The following is a 16,621-nucleotide window of genomic DNA, read 5'->3' on the forward strand; positions in this document are numbered from 1 at the left end:
AATTAATCTTTCTAGACAGCTTTTCTACTCGTGAGTAATCTAGCTGCCAGATCAGAAACCCAGCGCACGAACACTGCGCAGAAATAAACCGGCAAGCTCTGCCAGGGAATCCGCAATGAAAGACATCTACGTAGTCGGCGTCGGCATGACGCCGTTCGGCCGCCTGCTCGAAGAGAGCGTCAAGTCGCTCGCACGCGGCGCCACCGCCGCCGCGTTGAAGGACGCCGGCATCGGCAAGGAAGCGCTCGACGCCGCGTTCTACGGCAACGCCTCGCAAGGCCACATGGACGGCCAGCACATGATTCGCGGCGAGATCGCGCTGCGCGACATGGGCATCGGCGGCATTCCGGTCGTCAACATCGAGAACGCCTGCGCGAGCGGCAGCAGCGCATTCGTGCTCGCGGTCAACCACCTGCTCGCGGGGGCCGGCGAGGTCGCGCTCGCGATCGGCGCGGAGAAGATGTTCTCGCAAGACCGCGAGCGCATGTTTTCCGTCTTCGATAGCGCGCTCGACGTTTCGCGCGCTGCGCAGATCCAGGCCGAGCTGCTGAAGATCGGCGAGGGCCTGGAGATTCCGCCGGGCACGACTTCGCCGAAGCCCTATAGCGTCTTCATGGATGTTTATGCGGCGATCTCGCGCGCACACATGAAGCGCTTCGGCACCACCCAGCGCCAGATCGCTGCCGTGGCCGCGAAGAACCATCAGCACTCGGTCCACAATCCGCTTTCGCAATACCGCGTCGCCTATACGGTCGACGAAGTGCTCGCGGCGCCGCCCATCACCTATCCGTTCACGGTGCCCATGTGCTCGCCCGTCTCGGACGGCGCGGCCGCGGCCATCCTCTGCACCGGCAACGCGCTCAAGCGCCTGAATATCGATCCGAAGCGCGCGATCCGCGTGCTCGCCTCCGTGATCCAGACCGGCACCGACCGCGACGCCACGGAGATCGACAAGCACGTCACCGTGCGCGCCGCGCGCCGCGCGTATGAAATCGCCGGTGTCGGCCCGCAGGACGTGTCCGTGGCCGAAGTGCACGACGCCACGGCCATGGGCGAGATCGTGCAGATCGAGAACCTCGGCCTGTGCGATTTCGGCGATGGCGGCCGCATGTCCGAGCGCGGCGAAACGACCATTGGCGGCCGGATTCCCGTCAATCCCTCGGGCGGCCTCGAATCGAAGGGACACCCGGTCGGCGCCACCGGCATCGCGCAAATTCACGAGCTCGTGACCCAGTTGCGCGGCGAAGCCGGCGCACGTCAAGTCGAGCATGCCCGCATCGCTGTGGCCGAAAACGGCGGCGGCCTGTACGGCGTGGAAGAGGCCGTGGCCTGCATCACGATCCTCGGCCGCTGAGGCGCGGTGTCCCCTCATGGGTCTTGCCGGACACCATGATCAGGATGACTTATTGTTATGGGTAAGGATAAGAAATGAATCTTCAGAACAAGGTTGCAATCGTCACCGGCGCCGCATCCGGACTCGGTCTTGCCACGTGCAAAGCGCTGGCGGCGGCGGGCGCGAAAGTCGTCGGCTTCGATCTCGAGCAGAGCAAGCTGAACGACGCGCTTGGCGCCGGCATCGAAGGCATCGCCGTGGACGTCTCCAATGAAGCGAGCGTGAAAGCCGGCATCGACGCAGTGGTCGCGAAGCATGGCCGTCTGCACGTGGCGGTCAACTGCGCGGGCATCCTCGGGGCGTGCAAAACGCTCTCCAAGGGCGAGCTCTTCCCCAGCGATTTGTGGAGCCGCGTGCTGGCCGTCAATCTCACCGGCACCTTCAACGTGGTGCGTCATGCGGCACTCGCGATGACGGCCAACGAGCCGGAGGACACGGGCGAGCGCGGCGTGATCGTCAACACGGCATCCGGCTCCGCGAAGCAAGGACAGATGGGGCAAGCGGCTTACAGCGCGAGCAAGGCCGGCGTGATCGGCATGACGCTGCCGGTGGCCCGCGACCTCGCCGAGCATGGCATCCGCGTCCTGGCCATTTCGCCGGGCCTGTTCGAATCGGGCATGTCGGCCGGCATGCCGTCCAAGGTCTCCGAGGGCGTCATCAACAAGATGCTGTTCCCGCGCCGCATGGGCAAAGCCACGGAGTTCGCCGCGCTCGTGCAGCACGCCATCGAAAACGCCTACATCAACGCAGCAACGCTGGAAATCGACTGCGGCACCCGCTAAGGCAACGCGCGGCCAACGCTGCGCTGGCCGCGCCAACGTACCGTGCATGGCGTCACAAAACACAATAGGAGAGGAGACAGGTATGCATTTCGCGATTCGAGGACTTTGTGGGGCAGCTTTCGCTGTCGCGGCCGGAAGTGCCGCGGCGCAAAGCAGCGTGACGCTCTATGGCGTGGTAGACACCTTCGTGCAGTACATGAACAACGGCGGCTCCGGCTCGGTTTCCGAGCGCAGCGGCGGCTCGACCGGGTCGATGGTCGGGCTCAGGGGCAGCGAGGATCTGGGCGGGAAACTCAAGGCCGTGTTCGACCTGGAAAGCGGTTTCAACGTCAACAACGGCGGCCTGATGGCCGACACGTCGGTGCTGTTCTACCGGCAGGCGTGGGTCGGCCTGCGCCACGACGACTATGGCACCTTGAGCTTCGGCCGCCAGTATCAGCCGAGCTTCTGGGCTGTCTACTATGCGGAGCCGTTCCGTGGCGACGAGGTGCTCTCCCCGCTCGCAGCCTTCGATCTGGCTTCCGCCTCGGACCGCAATACGCTGGCCACGCAATACGCGCCGGGGCGCCTCAGCAATACGATCTTCTATCAGTCGCCCAAGGTGTACGGCATGAAGCTCTACGCCATGTACGGATTTCCCACGACCTCCACGCAACCGGTCTCGACCACCACGGGCAACGTGGTCGACGTGGCCCTGTCGTATGAAGGATATGGGCTCTACGCGGCACTGGCTTATATCAACCAGCACGGCGGAAAAGAAACCCTGCAGCTCGCGCCCGCACCGCTCGCGGCTTCGACGTTCGATCTGGTCGGCACCGAGCATTACACCGCGGCCCTGGCCTACCGCATCGGCATCGTCAATCTGCAATTCAACTACAACTATGCGCGGCCCAACGACGTGGCGGCCAACTCCCTCGTCACGGTCGTGCCCGGGCGCGTGAGCCTGCCGCTCGATTCGCTCGCGCATTCCCTGAGCTACATGGAACTGGGGGCCACCATCCAGGCCAGTTCCGCCGACGTGATCGAGCTCGCGGCGCTCACGCGAAACGTGCGTGGCGCGCACGACAATTCGGTGGGCTTCGAGGTTGGCGTCGACCACAACATCTCCAAGCGCACCAGCGTCTACGCGCGCGCCGGCTACATCAAGAACAACGGCACGGCCACGGTGTCCTGGCCCGGCTACACGGCAAACACCGCGGGCGCTTCGCAAACGCTCGTGGCGGTCGGTGTCTCCCACCGGTTCTAGGATCGGCCATCGGCCTGGCGAGTTTTTGAAACATGTCGACGAGCCGTGCCTCCCTGTCGCGGGCGAAGGGGAACGCGGCTCGTGTGCGCTCATTGACCCATCGCTAACCGATAAATATCAGCCGGCTTCAGGATCGCGTGCGGCACGCCGCGGCGCACGGCATTGAGCATGGCATCGCCGATAATCCCCGTGGTCAGGACACTCGCCGGCGAGATACGCCGTGCCAATGCCAGTAACGGCTTGAGCACGCTATACAGCCACCGGTAACTGGCGGTGCGCGACTGGATCCCGTCCTCGGGAATGATCGCCGATGGCCGGAAGATGGCCACCTGCCGGAAACCAAGGCGCTGCAACGCGTTTTCGGTTTGTCCGCGGACGCGGGCCCACATGGTCTTACCCTGCCCGCTGCTGTCCGCGCCCGCCCCCGAGACATACACCATCGTCATGCCATGACTGCGGGCGAGCAGCTGTTGCGCGACATGAAGCGTGAGGTCGTAAGTCACGGCGCGATATGCCGCCTCGGACATGCCGAATGACGTCACGCCGACGCAAAAGAAGCATGCGTCGACGTTGGCAAACACGGCATCGCTGGCCTCGAAAGCATTCAGGTCTGGAACGGTGAATATCCGCAGTCGCGGATCCGCATAGCCCGGCGGCGCTCGCCGTCCAATCAAGATGATTTCGGTGACGTCGCGGGCTTTGAGGCACGCACGCAATACGCCCTGGCCCACCATGCCGGACGCACCGATCAGGACAACGCGTATGGCATTACTCCAAGGTCCACTCTTGCGCCTTCACGGCAGCTTGCGATGTAACAGTCATCGTGCTCACTGCGGATTGAATCCCGCCTTACCCGCGAACATCACGGACTCGGTGAGCGCCTTTTGCGCCTGCAACGCCGTGAGGCTTCGCGAGTAAGCCGCGTCCAGCACCGCATAGGCATCGCCGCCGAGCACGGTGCGCAGCGGCGGCGCCGGCATCTGGCTGACCGTATAGATGGCGGCAGCCATTTTCACAGGATCGCCCGAAGCTTGTTCGTCACCCACCTCCACAATCTGGCGACGCAGCTTTCCAACGATGCCATCCTTGTAGGCGTCAAGTTCCTGGGTCCAGCGAATATTGGCCACAAAACCCGTCTTGATCGAGCCCGGCTCGATGATGATCGTCTTGATGCCAAACTCGGCAACTTCCTGGCTCACCGATTCAGCAAAGCCTTCGAGACCGAACTTCGCGGCGTGATACATGGAACCGCTCGGGAACGCCGCACGCCCGCCGACGCTACTGACATAGAGGAGCGTGCCACCCTGCTTCGCGCGCAATGCCGGCAGGAACGCACGCGTCACATGAATGGGCGCGAGCAGATTCAGCGCGAGCTGCTGCTGGATATCGGCTTCGGTCATTTCCTCCATCGCGCCGATCACCGCACCACCCGCATTGTTGGCGACCACGTCGACATCGGTGTGGCGCGCCGCGACGGCCTGCACCTGTTCGCGATCGGTCACATCGAGCGACTCCACCTCGAGCAGCGCGGGGTATTGCTGCCCCAACGCCCGCATCGCGTCGACACGGCGCACCGCGGCTACGACACGGTGCCCCTCTGCGAGCACCTTTTCAGTGAGGGCAAGCCCGAGACCACTGGACGCGCCGGTGATGAACCACTTTTGGCTGGACATGATGCTGTTCTCCTTGTGAATAAATGAGTGCTTACGCGCTCACTTAAAATAGAAAATTTTTACTGCGTGATCGCCCGCCACAGGACGCGAAACCCCAGCTCCCGGTGACGTCCTGCCTCCTCTGGATACTTGTTCACGTACTCGATGGTGGTATCGGCAATATGCTCGATCACCGAAGACAGAAAGCTGACCGGCGCATCCACCAGCACGCCATCGCGCACCCCGGCCTCCATCATTCGGGCCACCGCCAGAAACGCCTCCATCCCCTGCACCCGGGTCTCGTCCAGCAATTGCCCCGAAGCGGAGAGCCGCGCGATGGCGAACCGCCCGGCGGCATTCGAGAGCCCCCAGTTTACATAGCGCTGGAAAACGTGCTCCATGCGTTGCCGGTAGTCCGCTTCATCCGGATAGTCGGGCATCACCGTTTCCGCGAGGCTGCGCTTGAGGTGCAGGTAGACCTGCTGGAACAGCACCTCCTTGCTCTCGAAGTACGTGAACAAGGTCCCCTCGGCTACACCGGCGCCGCGGGCAATGCTCGCCGTGGTGGCCAGCACGCCCTGCTCGGCAACGGCCTCGGTTGCCGACATTAACAGGGCGTTGCGTTTTTCAGGGCTCAAAGGGCGTGCCATCGTTTCTGCATGAATATTGACTGAGTACGCGCTCAATTATACACGCCTTTTGGAAGCGTGCAATTTCAACTGATCAGGAACTTAGTGAGCTTCTTCGCAGCCTTCGACGTTCAAGGCCGTTGCGCAGCTGGCCGAGGATCAACGCGCTGGCAATCAGGACGAAATACAGCGCGAGGAGATTGTGGCGCCAGGCGTCGAGCGCGGCTTGATGGGCCACGAGCACGGGATCGACGTGTCGAAGCATGAGGCCCCTCGCCTCGACCGCGCGCATCATCCGGCCAAAGCCCGCAGCGGACAGCAACGGCAGCAGAATCATGAACGCCAGCAGTGCCGGCTTCATGCGGCGTGCCCACGCATAGTGGCGCAACCGGAACCACAGCCCGAGACACCCGTGTATCCACCCCGGCGCCAGCAGCGCCAGCTGCAAACCCTGCGTGCCGCTCGTGAGCAGCACGACGATGACGCGCTCGTAGTCGGGCTCGAAGCCATAGAGCGTGGACGCAAGCCGGGTCGACACCGCATGCCGGATCAGCAGCATCGGCAGGCTGAGGCCGGCCCAGAGGCGGATCCATTCGGCGGGCGGCAGCGCCCAGTGACGCCGCCCGTAGAGCGTGTGCAACGCCAGCGCAAAATGCAGGGCTGCGGCACCGTACAGCGCGATCGTGCCGGGCGTGCTGCGCCACAGCCGCAGCGCGAGCACGAGCGCGTGTCCCGCGAGCTCCAGCGACGCGATCCCGAGCGCGTGATTGACCAGATGCAGCAAGAGATACGTCAGCATCACCAGTCCCGAGGCGAGCTGGAGCTTGCGCAGAATGGCTTGCACCCCGATCCTCACTGCGCCGGTCGCGCGCACGTCGCGCCGAAGCCGCTCACTTCCGGCTCCGATGAACGACACGTGACATGTTGCGGGCGGGCTTCGCCATGGCGCCCGTCAAGCTCGCCAGCCGGCTGATGCGCCGGCGCAACCGGCCAAACACGCTGCCCGCCGATGACCGGCGCGGGGCGCCGTCATGCCGAAGCGCCGCGCCCTGATGCAGCGAATCGGCGAACCGCTCTAACGCCGATATCGGACCGCATACGCTCCGGTATTCCTCGCGGCCAATCCTGCCGTCGAGGATCACGGTCAATCCCGACGCACGGGCCATCTCGATGAGGTCCATTTCGATCTCCCATTTTGGGTGCCTTGCCTGCAATACCGCGGCGAGGCGCCCGTTATTCCCGCGAGCATTACGCTCCATCAGCTGCCAGCCCTGCGATCGGCAGCCGGGAATAAAACCGGCACCTCCCCGGTATTACGTCTGAAACCCGCCCTGGAGGCCCTCCGGATTGATCCGGCAGCCGGCCTCCTGAATCCAGACTTCACACGAGAGGACATCATGCCTTCAGATCTTCCTTCCCAGCCGTCGCGCCGCAACGCCCTGAAATGCCTCGCTTTCGGTGGCGCAGGCACCCTGTTTGTCCTGGCCGGTGGGGTTTTCACACCTGTGGATCTGGCGCTTGCGGCCGGCAGCGAGGACCAGTCGGCGGCCTCCGGCACGCCCCTGTTCCTGCAGATCAGCGACTCGCATATCGGCTTCAACAAGGAAGCGAATCCGGACGTCGCGGGGACGCTCAAGCAGACGATTGATTACGTCAACGCCATGCCGGTCAAGCCCGCCCTGACGATACACACGGGCGATATCACCCATCTCTCCAAGCCGGCAGAATTCGATCTCGCCAGCCAGTTGCTGTCCGGGCTGAGCATCACCGAGTTGCACACGGTGCCCGGCGAGCATGACGTGACGGACGGACCGCAGGGTGAATACTTCAAACGCTTCGGCCAGGCGTCCGACAACCGGGGCTACTACAGCTTCGACCACAATGGCGTGCACTTCATCGGCCTCGTCAATGTCATGCATTTCAAGCCGAACGGGCTCGGGAGTCTGGGCGACGACCAGCTTGCCTGGCTCCAGAATGATCTGAAGGGCCGCACGTCCAGCACGCCGATCGTCGTCTTTACCCATATGCCGATGTGGACAATCTACGAACCCTGGGGTTGGGGCACGGGCGACGCGGGCCAGGCGATGGACGCTCTGAAGCGGTTCGGCTCGGTCACCGTTCTGAATGGGCATATCCATCAGATCGTCTCCAAGGTGGAAGGCAATATCACCTTCCATACCGCGCGCTCGACCGCCTATCCGCAACCGACGGCCGGCAATGGTCCCGGACCCGGGCCGCTGACGGTGGCGAGCGATCAACTGCCCAAGATGCTTGGCGTGACGAGCATCCGCATCACGCGCCATCCGCTTGCCGCGACGCTTTCCGACACGACGCTCGCCTGACTGCGCAATTCATCATTCAATAAGGAGCCAAGCCATGCCATCCCCTTTCTTTCGTCGTGCGTTCATCCTTTCCCTTGGGAGCGCCCTGCTCACGGCAGCATTGGCCATCGGGTCGCCTGCCGCGCATGCTCAGGACCCCAATGAAATCATCATCAAGAATTTCATGTTTTCGCCGATGTCCCTCACCGTCAAGGCCGGCACGACGGTGACGTGGAAAAACATGGATGGCGAGCCGCATTCGGTCGTCAACGACGCGGGCATATTCCACTCCGCCGCGCTCGATCAGAACGATACGTATCAGTTCAAGTTCGACAAACCGGGGGTGTATAACGTGAACTGCGGCATTCATCCGTACATGAAGGCGACCATTACTGTGCAGTAAGCCGATTCAGGCGAGCCATGCCGCGAGCGCATTTCATTCGGTAAGGAATCCATATTTTTCAATGAAATCGCCCGCGGCAGCGCCGCTTTGTCGCCGACGCGGCGCACGAAGCGAGGCACTCCTCACACTCGCTCGACCGAAGCAAGATGATTCTTCAAGAATGCGCGCGTTCTGCCTTGGCGCGGATCGCGAAGCACTTGGTCTGGCGAGCCTTCTTCTACAACCACGCCACCGTCCATAAACACGATCCGGTCGGCGACCTCTGCGGCGAAACGCATTTCATGCGTGACAATCAACATCGTCATCTGTTCGGCCGCCAACTGCTTCATGACCGCGTTGACCTCGTCGACCAGCTCCGGGTCCAAAGCCGAGGTCGCCTCGTCGAACAACATGACTTTGGGCTGCATCGCCAGCGATCGTGCAATCGCCACTCGTTGCTTCTGCCCTCCAGACAATTGCGAAGGGTAAGCATCAATCTTGCTGGCAAGTCCGACCTTCGATAGCAGCTCCCGTGCAAGCTCACGGGCATCGTCCTTGCGCATGCCTTTGAGCTTGATGGGGCCTAACACGATATTTTCCAGAACAGTCAAGTGAGGAAATAAATTGAAGTGCTGAAACACCATCCCCATCTGCTGCCGGACGGCATTAATGTGCCTCTCGAATGCGCGTCCCTTCAATGGCTGATTCACTTGTATGCCGTCGAGCCAAACCTCTCCCCCATTCAATGTCTCCAGATGATTGATCGAGCGCAGCAGCGTGCTTTTCCCAGACCCACTGGGGCCAATGATCGCGACGATCTGACCGCGCGACACGGAAATATCGATGCCCTTCAAGACTTCCACGGCGCCATAGGCTTTGCGCGCACCCTTCACTTCGACCATGGGTTTCAAGGCGCTCATCGCGTCACCTCCACATTTTTCTCAAGAAGTCGAAGGCCGAATTCCATCGCAACATTGCAAACGTAGTAAAGCGCTGCAATGCTCAGATAGAACTCAAACGGACTGAAGGTATCGCTGATGGCATGCTGGGCACTATTGACGAGCTCGGTGATTCCGATGACCGATACAAGAGACGAGTCCTTCAAGAGAACAATCATGTTATTGCCGATCGGCGGGATCGTCTTTCGTACCGCTTGTGGAATAACGATGTGGATCAGCGTTTGCCAGCGGCCAAAGCCAATCGAGCGCGCCCCTTCGGTCTGACCGTGATCGACGGAAAGAATGCCCGCGCGAATGACATCGGCGTTGTAGGCGGCAAAGTGGAGGCTCAGACCAATGATGCCAGCAATAAAGGCCGAAATATCGATGCCAATCTGCGCAAGCCCGAAGTAGATGAGGAAGAGCTGCAGCAACAAAGGCGTCCCCATGAACAGCCATATGAAGAGACGCACCGGGTAGCAAACAAAGGCCGGCGCATACAGCACGACAAGCGCAAATACCACGCCAAAAACAAGGCTCAGGAGTGAGGACAGCGCCGTCAGGATCAACGTCCACGCCAAGCCTTGCAGAAGCAGCCCTGTGTACGGCAAAACTATGCTGAAATCGAGTGATTGCATCGGTTCTTCCTCAGCAAGCGGCGAAGCGTTTGTCCAGCAGATCGACTATGCGCACTACGACGTAGATAACGATCATGTACAGGACTGCCGCGATCGCGAATATTTCGAAGGGCTTATAGGTGGACCCAATGTATCGCTGAGCGGTATACGTCAGCTCGACCACGGACACCGTTGAAACCAGCGCCGATCCCTTTACGAGCCCGATCGTGTTGACGCCTAGCGGACGTATCATCAGGCGCGCCGCCTGAGGCAGGACAATGAGCCTCATCGTCTGTCCGCGTGACAGCCCGATCGAGCGAGCCGCTTCGGTTTGCCCGCGCTCGACGTTCACGATCGCACCACGCATCGACTCGGACATATACGCGGCAATGTTCAGGCCCAGCGCGATATACCCGGCGCTGAACGGATCCAGATTCAGCCCGATCTGCGGGCCGCCGAAGTAGAGGATAAACAGCTGCACCAGATTGGGCGTGCCGCGAAAGATGCTGACATATGTGGTTGAGAGCGCGCACAGAACCCGGTTATCCGAAAGACGCCCTGTCACCAGCACAACGGCCAGGGCGAGTCCAATGACAAAAGCAAGCGACGAAATCTGTACCGTCACCCATGTCGCCTCCAGAAAAAACGGCAGGGTTCGCAGCACCAATGCAATGGCCATATCCATGAAAATCTCCGCATCGCCTTCAACCGACTCGGCGTGCCCGAGCCGGTCCCGCTATTTCGATCAGCGAATATCGCTGCCGATCCATTGCCTGGAAATTTTCTCGTAAGTGCCGTCGGCCTTCATGTCGTCAAGCGCCTTTTGCAAGGCCACTTTGAGCTCGGGATTACCTTTGCGGACTGCGATGCCGATGCTGTCCGGCGATGCTTGTGCACCGGGAATGGCGAGCAGCCTGACTTTCTGGCCGGTCTCCTTGACCGCGACCATGACCGGAACACTATCCATGATAATAGCGTCGATACGGCCGTTCTGAAGCTCCATCAACATCTCGGGCAGCCCCTTATAGGTGCGGATGTTCCAGTTGCTTTGCGCCTGTGCCCACTTGTCGTTGGTATCCCCGAGGATCACGCCCACGGTCTTGCCCTTGAGGTCGTCGATTTTTTGAATTGGAGAGCCCGCCGAGACCACGGCGACACGTTCCACATGGTAGTACGGGCCGACGAAATCCACGGCCTTCTCACGCGCGGGCGTGATCGTCATCGAAGCGACCACGATGTCGTATTTCTTTGCCAGCAGGCCGCCGATGATGCCGTCAAAAGGCGTCGTCACGATCACCGGCTTGAGCTTCAATCGCCTGGCAAGCTCGGAACCAATCGAGGCGTCAAACCCGACGATCTCGTTCTTGTCATTGGCGAAACTGAAGGGGGGATATTGACCGCTCATTGCAATGCGAAGCTCGCCCGTACTCTTCAATGCCTGAAGCTCGTCAGCCATGACAGAGTGAGCAGGAAAAGTGACAGTCATAGCCGTCAGCGCTACCGAAATCAGGCGTTTAATTTTTAAAATCATGGCAAGCATCTCCTCCAGAATTGATCGTCTGTTTTTGCCGATCTCTTGTTCCGTCAAAATCTTGACATAGTTCCCGTTGGCGGAGAGCCGGCAAAGTGCCGGTGGAATCCGATATAGCGTCGGATCCGGCCGGCATTTTGCCGGCTTCGCTGCCCTGGCCGTGCCCTCGCAGAACGCACCCTGCACGCACCGGCATCCACGCGCCAGTTTCTCTAACGAAGTGCGGCTTCGATGCTATCTGCCAGCACGCCGAGCAAATGATCCGCATTGGCGCGGCTGAAGATCATCGACGGACGCATTTTCAACACGTTGTCGAAAGGGCCTTCCGTGCCCATCAGGACGCCGCGCTCGCGCGCGCCATCGCAGATTTTCTTTGCCAGGGCCGTGGCCGGTTCCTTGGTCTTGCGGTCCAGCACCAGCTCGATACCGAGGAACAAGCCCTGCCCACGCACGTCGCCAATCACGTCGTAGCGCTGCTGCATCGCTCGAAAGCCCTCGAGCAAATACTGTCCAACTTCGAGTGCGTTCTGCCGCAGACCATCGCGTTCAATGACGTCGAGCACGGCGAGGCCAGCGGCGCAGGACACAGGATTGCCCGCGAACGTGTTGAAATATTCCATGCCGTTGTTGAAACTGTCGGCAACCTCGCGAGTGGTCACGAGTGCCGCCATCGGATGGCCGTTGCCGATGGGCTTGCCCATGGTGACGATATCGGGCACGACGTCCTGCATCTCGAAGGCCCACCAGTGGCTGCCAACCCGGCCGAAGCCAACCTGCACTTCGTCGGCGACGCAAAGTCCACCGGCGGCGCGCACCATGGCATAGACCTCTTTCAGATACCCTGCCGGCAGGAAGATTTGCCCCGCCACGCTCGGGATGGACTCGGCCATGAAGAAGGCTGGCTTGCGGCCTTGCTTTTTCATGTCGTCGATCTGCTCGGCTACGCTCTGCGCGAAACGCCGGCCATGCTCCTCGAGCGGCCAGTCCAACGGCGCGCGGTAGCTGTCGGGAATCTCAGCCTGGAATACGTGGTCCGGCTTACCTTTGCCGCCTTTGCTCTTGTATTTGTAGGGGCTCAGGTCGATCAGTTCCTGCGTGTTGCCGTGATAGGCACAATCCAGCACCAGCGCGTCGCGGCTGCCAGTATGGTGGCGGGCCATGCGCAGCATCAGACTGTTCGCCTCGCTGCCCGAGCAGGCGAAGCTCGCCACCGCAAGGCCCGGCGGCAAGGTGGCGGTCAAGCGCTCGGCGTACGTCACGATGTTGTCGTGCAGATAGCGCGTATTGGTGTTGAGGATCGCCGACTGCCTGGCGATGGCCTCCACGACGTCGGGATGAGCATGGCCGAGATGGCAGACATTATTGAAGCAGTCGAGATAGGCGCGGCCGCGATGGTCGATCAGCCAGACACCGTCGCCGCGCACAAACTTGATCGGCTCGGCATAGGAGATCGACAGGTTGGGCAGCAGGATGGCCTTGCGACGCTCGACAATCTCGGAGCGGCTGCGCCCCGTCTGTTTGAACGCTTCAGGCGGGATGCCGGCCAGTGCGGCGACATCCGGAAAGATATCAGCCCATACGTCGAGATACGCGACCTCGCCCACCCCGAGCACTTCCGTTGCGGACAGACCGACGTCTGTCGAGACCTGTAGATGAAGATGCGGTGTCCAGCCGCCATTCTCATCGGCTGCCCCCATGTAACCGACGAGATCGCCCGCTGCCAGCCTCTGACCTGGCTTCAGGCGCGCAAGCGCTTCATGTCCCATATGCCCCCAGAGTGTCACGAAAGGCGGACACCCTTGCGGCTCATGCAAGAGCGTGATCAGCCCGCCGTAATCGAGGGGATCCGGCTCGACCTGCACGCTTCGCACCGTGGCATCCAGTGGCGTATGGACGGCGGTGCCGGCAGGCATGAACAGATCGACGCCGAGATGACAGACGCGATGCTGGCCGCTGATGAATCTGGACTCAAACGCGGCATTGCTGTAAACCGTGCGCTTTTCACCCCACGGCCCTACGCCAAGCTGAACATGATGGCGCGCGCAGAAGTCGTTCCACCACGCCGTGGCTTTCTCGGGACGCTGCGCGGCCGAGTCGAGCGTCATTTCATGCGTTGCATCGCCGAAAGGAACAAGCCCCTTGACCAGCGTCGCCGGATGCGGCCGCACGATCGGTGTGAAGTCCTTCGCGTTGGCGGCAATCCAGTTGCGTGTCGCGACCGCCCCCTCGACCGCTTCGAACCCGCACGCCTTGCGCAGGATGGCTGTGGCGAAGCTGGGATTCATCGCGTCGAGCCGGTGCAATAGCCGCCACGCCGGCGCTTCGCTGATCGCGAGATAAGGATCGTCCTGAATCCGGTCACGGCGGGAAGCAGAGAACGTCACGCTGATGACGAGCCGCATCGCGATGAGATCGAACAGCATGTCGACTTCTTCCGGCAGGAGCGGATATTTCTCGTGAAACCCGGCAGCAAGTGCACCCGCAGCGCCAATCGGATCGTCCGTGTCCAGGATTGAATAGGCGCATGCAATCGCGACGTCGGCAATCAGCACCGTATGAACGGCGTCGCCGAAATCGATCAGTCCGGCAATGTCACTGCGCGTTGCTTCGTCGACGAGCACATTCCAGTCGTTCGCATCGTTATGGATGACCTGGGCGCGCAGACGCGACAGCTTCGGCGCTACATGACGCTCGAAGCGCGTGATGAACCGATCGAGAAGCGAACGCTTCGCCTCGTCGCGTACGAAGTGCAGACGGGTGCGTGCACGGGCGGCGTGCCGAAGGTCCCAGTCGAGATTGCGCAGTGCGCCGGGATGGATAAACCCCTGCAAGGCGCGATCGAGCTCGCCCATGGCGCGACCGAGATTGCGCAACAGCTCGAAGCTTCTCTCGACCTGCGCGAGCGGAGTGCCTGGAATCCATTGCACGAGGCGCACGGCATGCGCTTCTCCCGTCGATGACACCGTCGACGCAAGCCGCTCACCGCTGAGGCTCGGCTTCAGATGCGGAACGGGTATACAGGGGTTGACTTCGTTCAGATGATGCAGAATCGCGGTCTGCAGCTCGCTTTCGACCCTGGGTTCGCTGGAATTCACGATCTTCAGAATCCAGGCTGCACCCGTCTGCGTGATCAGCCGGAAGTTACGGTCCCGCTCCCCGTCGAGCAAGGAGGCGGTTGCCTTCACGCCAAAAATCTCTTCGCTGAGCTTTTCAGCGTCGGTGACAGTGTAGTGAGGTGCAGGGCGAGTGAGATCAGTCATATCGAGCTTCCAGCGCGGATTGCCAAAAGACCTGTTCAATATACCGGTTATTTGCCGGCATTATTCAGGATCACTTATTGAATGCCACGGGCAAGAATCGACCCGCCTCGCGCAATTTCACGAACGGCGGTTCGTGCCGCCACTCGATGGTTCGTCGAACGGGCTATTCAGGCTACATGTTGGCATGCAATCGGTTTTGCGACATCATGTAAGTTGCCGGAACGTCCGGCAGATTGTCGGAATGGACCGGCATCTATTCGGTTGACGGGGACGATGACTGATGCGAGAACTTGATGCGACTGACCGTGAAATTCTGACTATCCTCGCCAAGGATGCCCGCATCGCATTGAAGGCCTTGGCTGCCCGCATTGGGCTATCACGCAGTGCAACGAGCGAGCGCGTCAGTAATCTTGAAAGAAGCGGCGTGATACGGGGCTATCGCGCGGACATCGGCGAGATCAACGCCAACGTGATTCGTGCGGTCCTGCTGGTCAGCTTGAAGCGAACGCCCGCGAATCAATTGCTCGACCTGTTGGCTGAACAGCCGGAGGTTCGACGCGTGTCGTCGGTTAGCGGCGAGCTTGACCTGATTGTGGAGATTGAAGCGGGCAACATCGACGGGCTCAACCGGGTCCGCGACTGGGTCGCGAACTACGAGGCGGTCGACGATCTGACGACGGCGGTCGTTCTGCGGCGAAATATTGACCGGGAAATGCGCTGACGCACAGGCGCAAGCAGAAATGAACGACCGGTCGAGCGTTGCGCCCCACCCGGCCGTCCAGCCGCGCTCTCAATGCTCGTTACTTGCACGCGCCGCCGAGGGGCACGCCGGATCCGTGCCCCAGTGGCCATCGCACACGCGCCAGCGGCACAGCTGATCCTCGAAGAATCCCCGATCGCCGCACGCCTTCACTTGCTGCGCCAGCGGTGCATTGCTGTCGCCCTGGGTCTTGCCCGCGGCCTTCGACGTACGCGCGCCCGCCTTCGCATCGGCCGGCTTCGTGCGCGCCACGAGCACGGCGAGCAGATCGACGTCGGAGTCATCCTGCTTCGCGCCGCTGTGCGGCTTCTTCGACTGCGCAACGGCCGTCTTGCTTTCCGTGCGGCGGGTATTCGCCGCCGGGTGCTTTGCCGCGGCTTTCTCGCGCGACGGCGCCGATTGGGCCGATTGGGCCGATTGGGCCGATTGGGCTCGAGGCGCCTGCGCCTTCGGCGCGGCTGTCGCAACCGCGGCGCCGCTCGCGTTGCTGTCGCGCGCACCGTCTGTCAGTGCGTGTGAAAGCCGGTCGGCATCATTCGCCGGCGCCGGAGCAACATTGGCCGCGGCGGACTTCGCATTGGCCGTATCGTCGTCGGCGACGATCGTTGCCGCGTGCGATGCCGAAGCGGCGTCGGGCGCGCCATTCTGTGCGCCCGCAACGACCGCCTGCGATGCGCTCACGGCCGCAGCCGCCGCCACCGTGGCGCTTGCCGGCGCTGCAGAGGCGCTCGATGCCGCGGAGGGCGCGCGTGTCATCAACTGCCATGCGCCGAACGCGCCGGCACCGATCACGAGCAGCGCAACGAGCGCTGCCGCCTTCGAGACGCGCGCCGGCTTGCCTGCCGGTGCGGCAGGCGGCACGACGCGCCCTTCAAGATTCGCAAGAATGCGCGAGCCATTGGGCGCGCCGCCATTGGCGGGCGCGCTGGCCGCTTTGCCGGGGCCATCAGCAAGCAGGCTGGGTGGAGCTTTAGGGCGGGAGTTGTCCGGCACACTCATTAGAGTCTCATTCGAATCGTGCACATTGAATCGGGCCTGTTTCGCCGTAATAATACGGGTCGGCCCGGCTTCGGGCAGGCCTGATTCTAAAATCAAGCATTACAAAAAACA

The 16,621-nt window shown here is 61.7% G+C and carries 17 protein-coding genes; 6 read left to right on the forward strand and 11 right to left on the reverse strand.

The features are described from left to right. Positions 1-115: 115 nt before the first annotated feature. The 3 genes from E1956_RS19375 (at position 116) to E1956_RS19385 (ending at position 3,421) form a co-directional block, all read left to right on the forward strand. Positions 116-1,354, forward strand: coding sequence for a thiolase family protein (locus tag E1956_RS19375; protein ID WP_134752037.1), 1,239 nt, complete (start codon positions 116-118; stop codon positions 1,352-1,354). Between the two features lie 74 nt (positions 1,355-1,428). Beyond that, on the forward strand, positions 1,429-2,175 hold the full coding sequence (locus tag E1956_RS19380; RefSeq protein WP_134752039.1) for an SDR family NAD(P)-dependent oxidoreductase: 747 nt from the start codon (positions 1,429-1,431) through the stop codon (positions 2,173-2,175). A gap of 82 nt (positions 2,176-2,257) precedes the next feature. Then, positions 2,258-3,421 carry a porin gene (locus tag E1956_RS19385; RefSeq protein ID WP_134752041.1) on the forward strand — a complete coding sequence of 388 codons (1,164 nt, stop codon included), beginning with the start codon at positions 2,258-2,260 and terminating at the stop codon, positions 3,419-3,421. An 89-nt stretch (positions 3,422-3,510) separates the two neighbouring features. On the opposite strand, the gene E1956_RS19390 is transcribed toward E1956_RS19385, so the two are convergent. The 5 genes from E1956_RS19390 to E1956_RS19410 form a co-directional block, all read right to left on the reverse strand. Beyond that, positions 3,511-4,155 (reverse strand): Rossmann-fold NAD(P)-binding domain-containing protein, encoded by a 645-nt coding sequence (locus E1956_RS19390; protein WP_232071728.1) that lies wholly within the window; start codon positions 4,153-4,155, stop codon positions 3,511-3,513. 93 nt (positions 4,156-4,248) lie between these two features. Next, positions 4,249-5,094 (reverse strand): SDR family NAD(P)-dependent oxidoreductase, encoded by an 846-nt coding sequence (locus tag E1956_RS19395; protein ID WP_134752045.1) that lies wholly within the window; start codon positions 5,092-5,094, stop codon positions 4,249-4,251. Positions 5,095-5,153: 59 nt separating this feature from the next. After that, positions 5,154-5,759: a TetR/AcrR family transcriptional regulator gene (locus E1956_RS19400; RefSeq protein WP_232071730.1), complete on the reverse strand. Its 606-nt coding sequence runs from the start codon at positions 5,757-5,759 to the stop codon at positions 5,154-5,156. Between the two features lie 37 nt (positions 5,760-5,796). After that, entirely contained in the window at positions 5,797-6,546 is a 750-nt protein-coding gene (locus tag E1956_RS19405) for a hypothetical protein (protein ID WP_232071732.1), read from the reverse strand. A 46-nt stretch (positions 6,547-6,592) separates the two neighbouring features. Continuing rightward, the gene (locus E1956_RS19410; RefSeq protein WP_134752047.1) at positions 6,593-6,883 is read right to left on the reverse strand and encodes a hypothetical protein; all 291 of its coding nucleotides are present in this window, start codon (positions 6,881-6,883) and stop codon (positions 6,593-6,595) included. A 216-nt stretch (positions 6,884-7,099) separates the two neighbouring features. On the opposite strand from E1956_RS19410, the gene E1956_RS19415 reads away from it, so the two are divergent. Then, positions 7,100-8,044: a metallophosphoesterase family protein gene (locus E1956_RS19415; protein WP_134752049.1), complete on the forward strand. Its 945-nt coding sequence runs from the start codon at positions 7,100-7,102 to the stop codon at positions 8,042-8,044. A gap of 34 nt (positions 8,045-8,078) precedes the next feature. Then, a complete protein-coding gene (locus E1956_RS19420; protein ID WP_134752051.1) occupies positions 8,079-8,426 on the forward strand; it encodes a cupredoxin domain-containing protein in 348 nt (115 codons plus the stop codon). Between the two features lie 122 nt (positions 8,427-8,548). On the opposite strand, the gene E1956_RS19425 is transcribed toward E1956_RS19420, so the two are convergent. From E1956_RS19425 to E1956_RS19445, 5 genes are read right to left on the reverse strand one after another with little or no spacing between them, the layout of a single operon-like run. Next, on the reverse strand, positions 8,549-9,307 hold the full coding sequence (locus E1956_RS19425; RefSeq protein WP_167760126.1) for an amino acid ABC transporter ATP-binding protein: 759 nt from the start codon (positions 9,305-9,307) through the stop codon (positions 8,549-8,551). Positions 9,308-9,321: 14 nt separating this feature from the next. After that, positions 9,322-9,981 carry an amino acid ABC transporter permease gene (locus tag E1956_RS19430; protein WP_134752055.1) on the reverse strand — a complete coding sequence of 220 codons (660 nt, stop codon included), beginning with the start codon at positions 9,979-9,981 and terminating at the stop codon, positions 9,322-9,324. A gap of 10 nt (positions 9,982-9,991) precedes the next feature. Next, positions 9,992-10,645 (reverse strand): amino acid ABC transporter permease, encoded by a 654-nt coding sequence (locus E1956_RS19435; RefSeq protein WP_197732900.1) that lies wholly within the window; start codon positions 10,643-10,645, stop codon positions 9,992-9,994. Positions 10,646-10,705: 60 nt separating this feature from the next. Further along, positions 10,706-11,677 (reverse strand): ABC transporter substrate-binding protein, encoded by a 972-nt coding sequence (locus tag E1956_RS19440; protein ID WP_197732901.1) that lies wholly within the window; start codon positions 11,675-11,677, stop codon positions 10,706-10,708. Positions 11,678-11,703: 26 nt separating this feature from the next. Further along, complete coding sequence (locus E1956_RS19445) at positions 11,704-14,751, reverse strand: aminotransferase class III-fold pyridoxal phosphate-dependent enzyme (protein WP_134752057.1); 3,048 nt, start codon at positions 14,749-14,751, stop codon at positions 11,704-11,706. Between the two features lie 280 nt (positions 14,752-15,031). Here E1956_RS19445 and E1956_RS19450 point away from each other — a divergent pair, with 280 nt between their 5' ends. After that, positions 15,032-15,472 carry an Lrp/AsnC family transcriptional regulator gene (locus tag E1956_RS19450; protein WP_028219721.1) on the forward strand — a complete coding sequence of 147 codons (441 nt, stop codon included), beginning with the start codon at positions 15,032-15,034 and terminating at the stop codon, positions 15,470-15,472. Positions 15,473-15,541: 69 nt separating this feature from the next. Here the strand turns inward: E1956_RS19450 and E1956_RS19455 are convergent, their stop codons facing one another. Continuing rightward, on the reverse strand, positions 15,542-16,510 hold the full coding sequence (locus E1956_RS19455) for a hypothetical protein (protein WP_134752059.1): 969 nt from the start codon (positions 16,508-16,510) through the stop codon (positions 15,542-15,544). Between the last annotated feature and the right edge of the window lie 111 nt (positions 16,511-16,621).

Origin of the sequence: Paraburkholderia pallida (assembly GCF_004524855.1) — a bacterium.
Taxonomy (GTDB): Bacteria; Pseudomonadota; Gammaproteobacteria; order Burkholderiales; family Burkholderiaceae; genus Paraburkholderia; species Paraburkholderia oxyphila.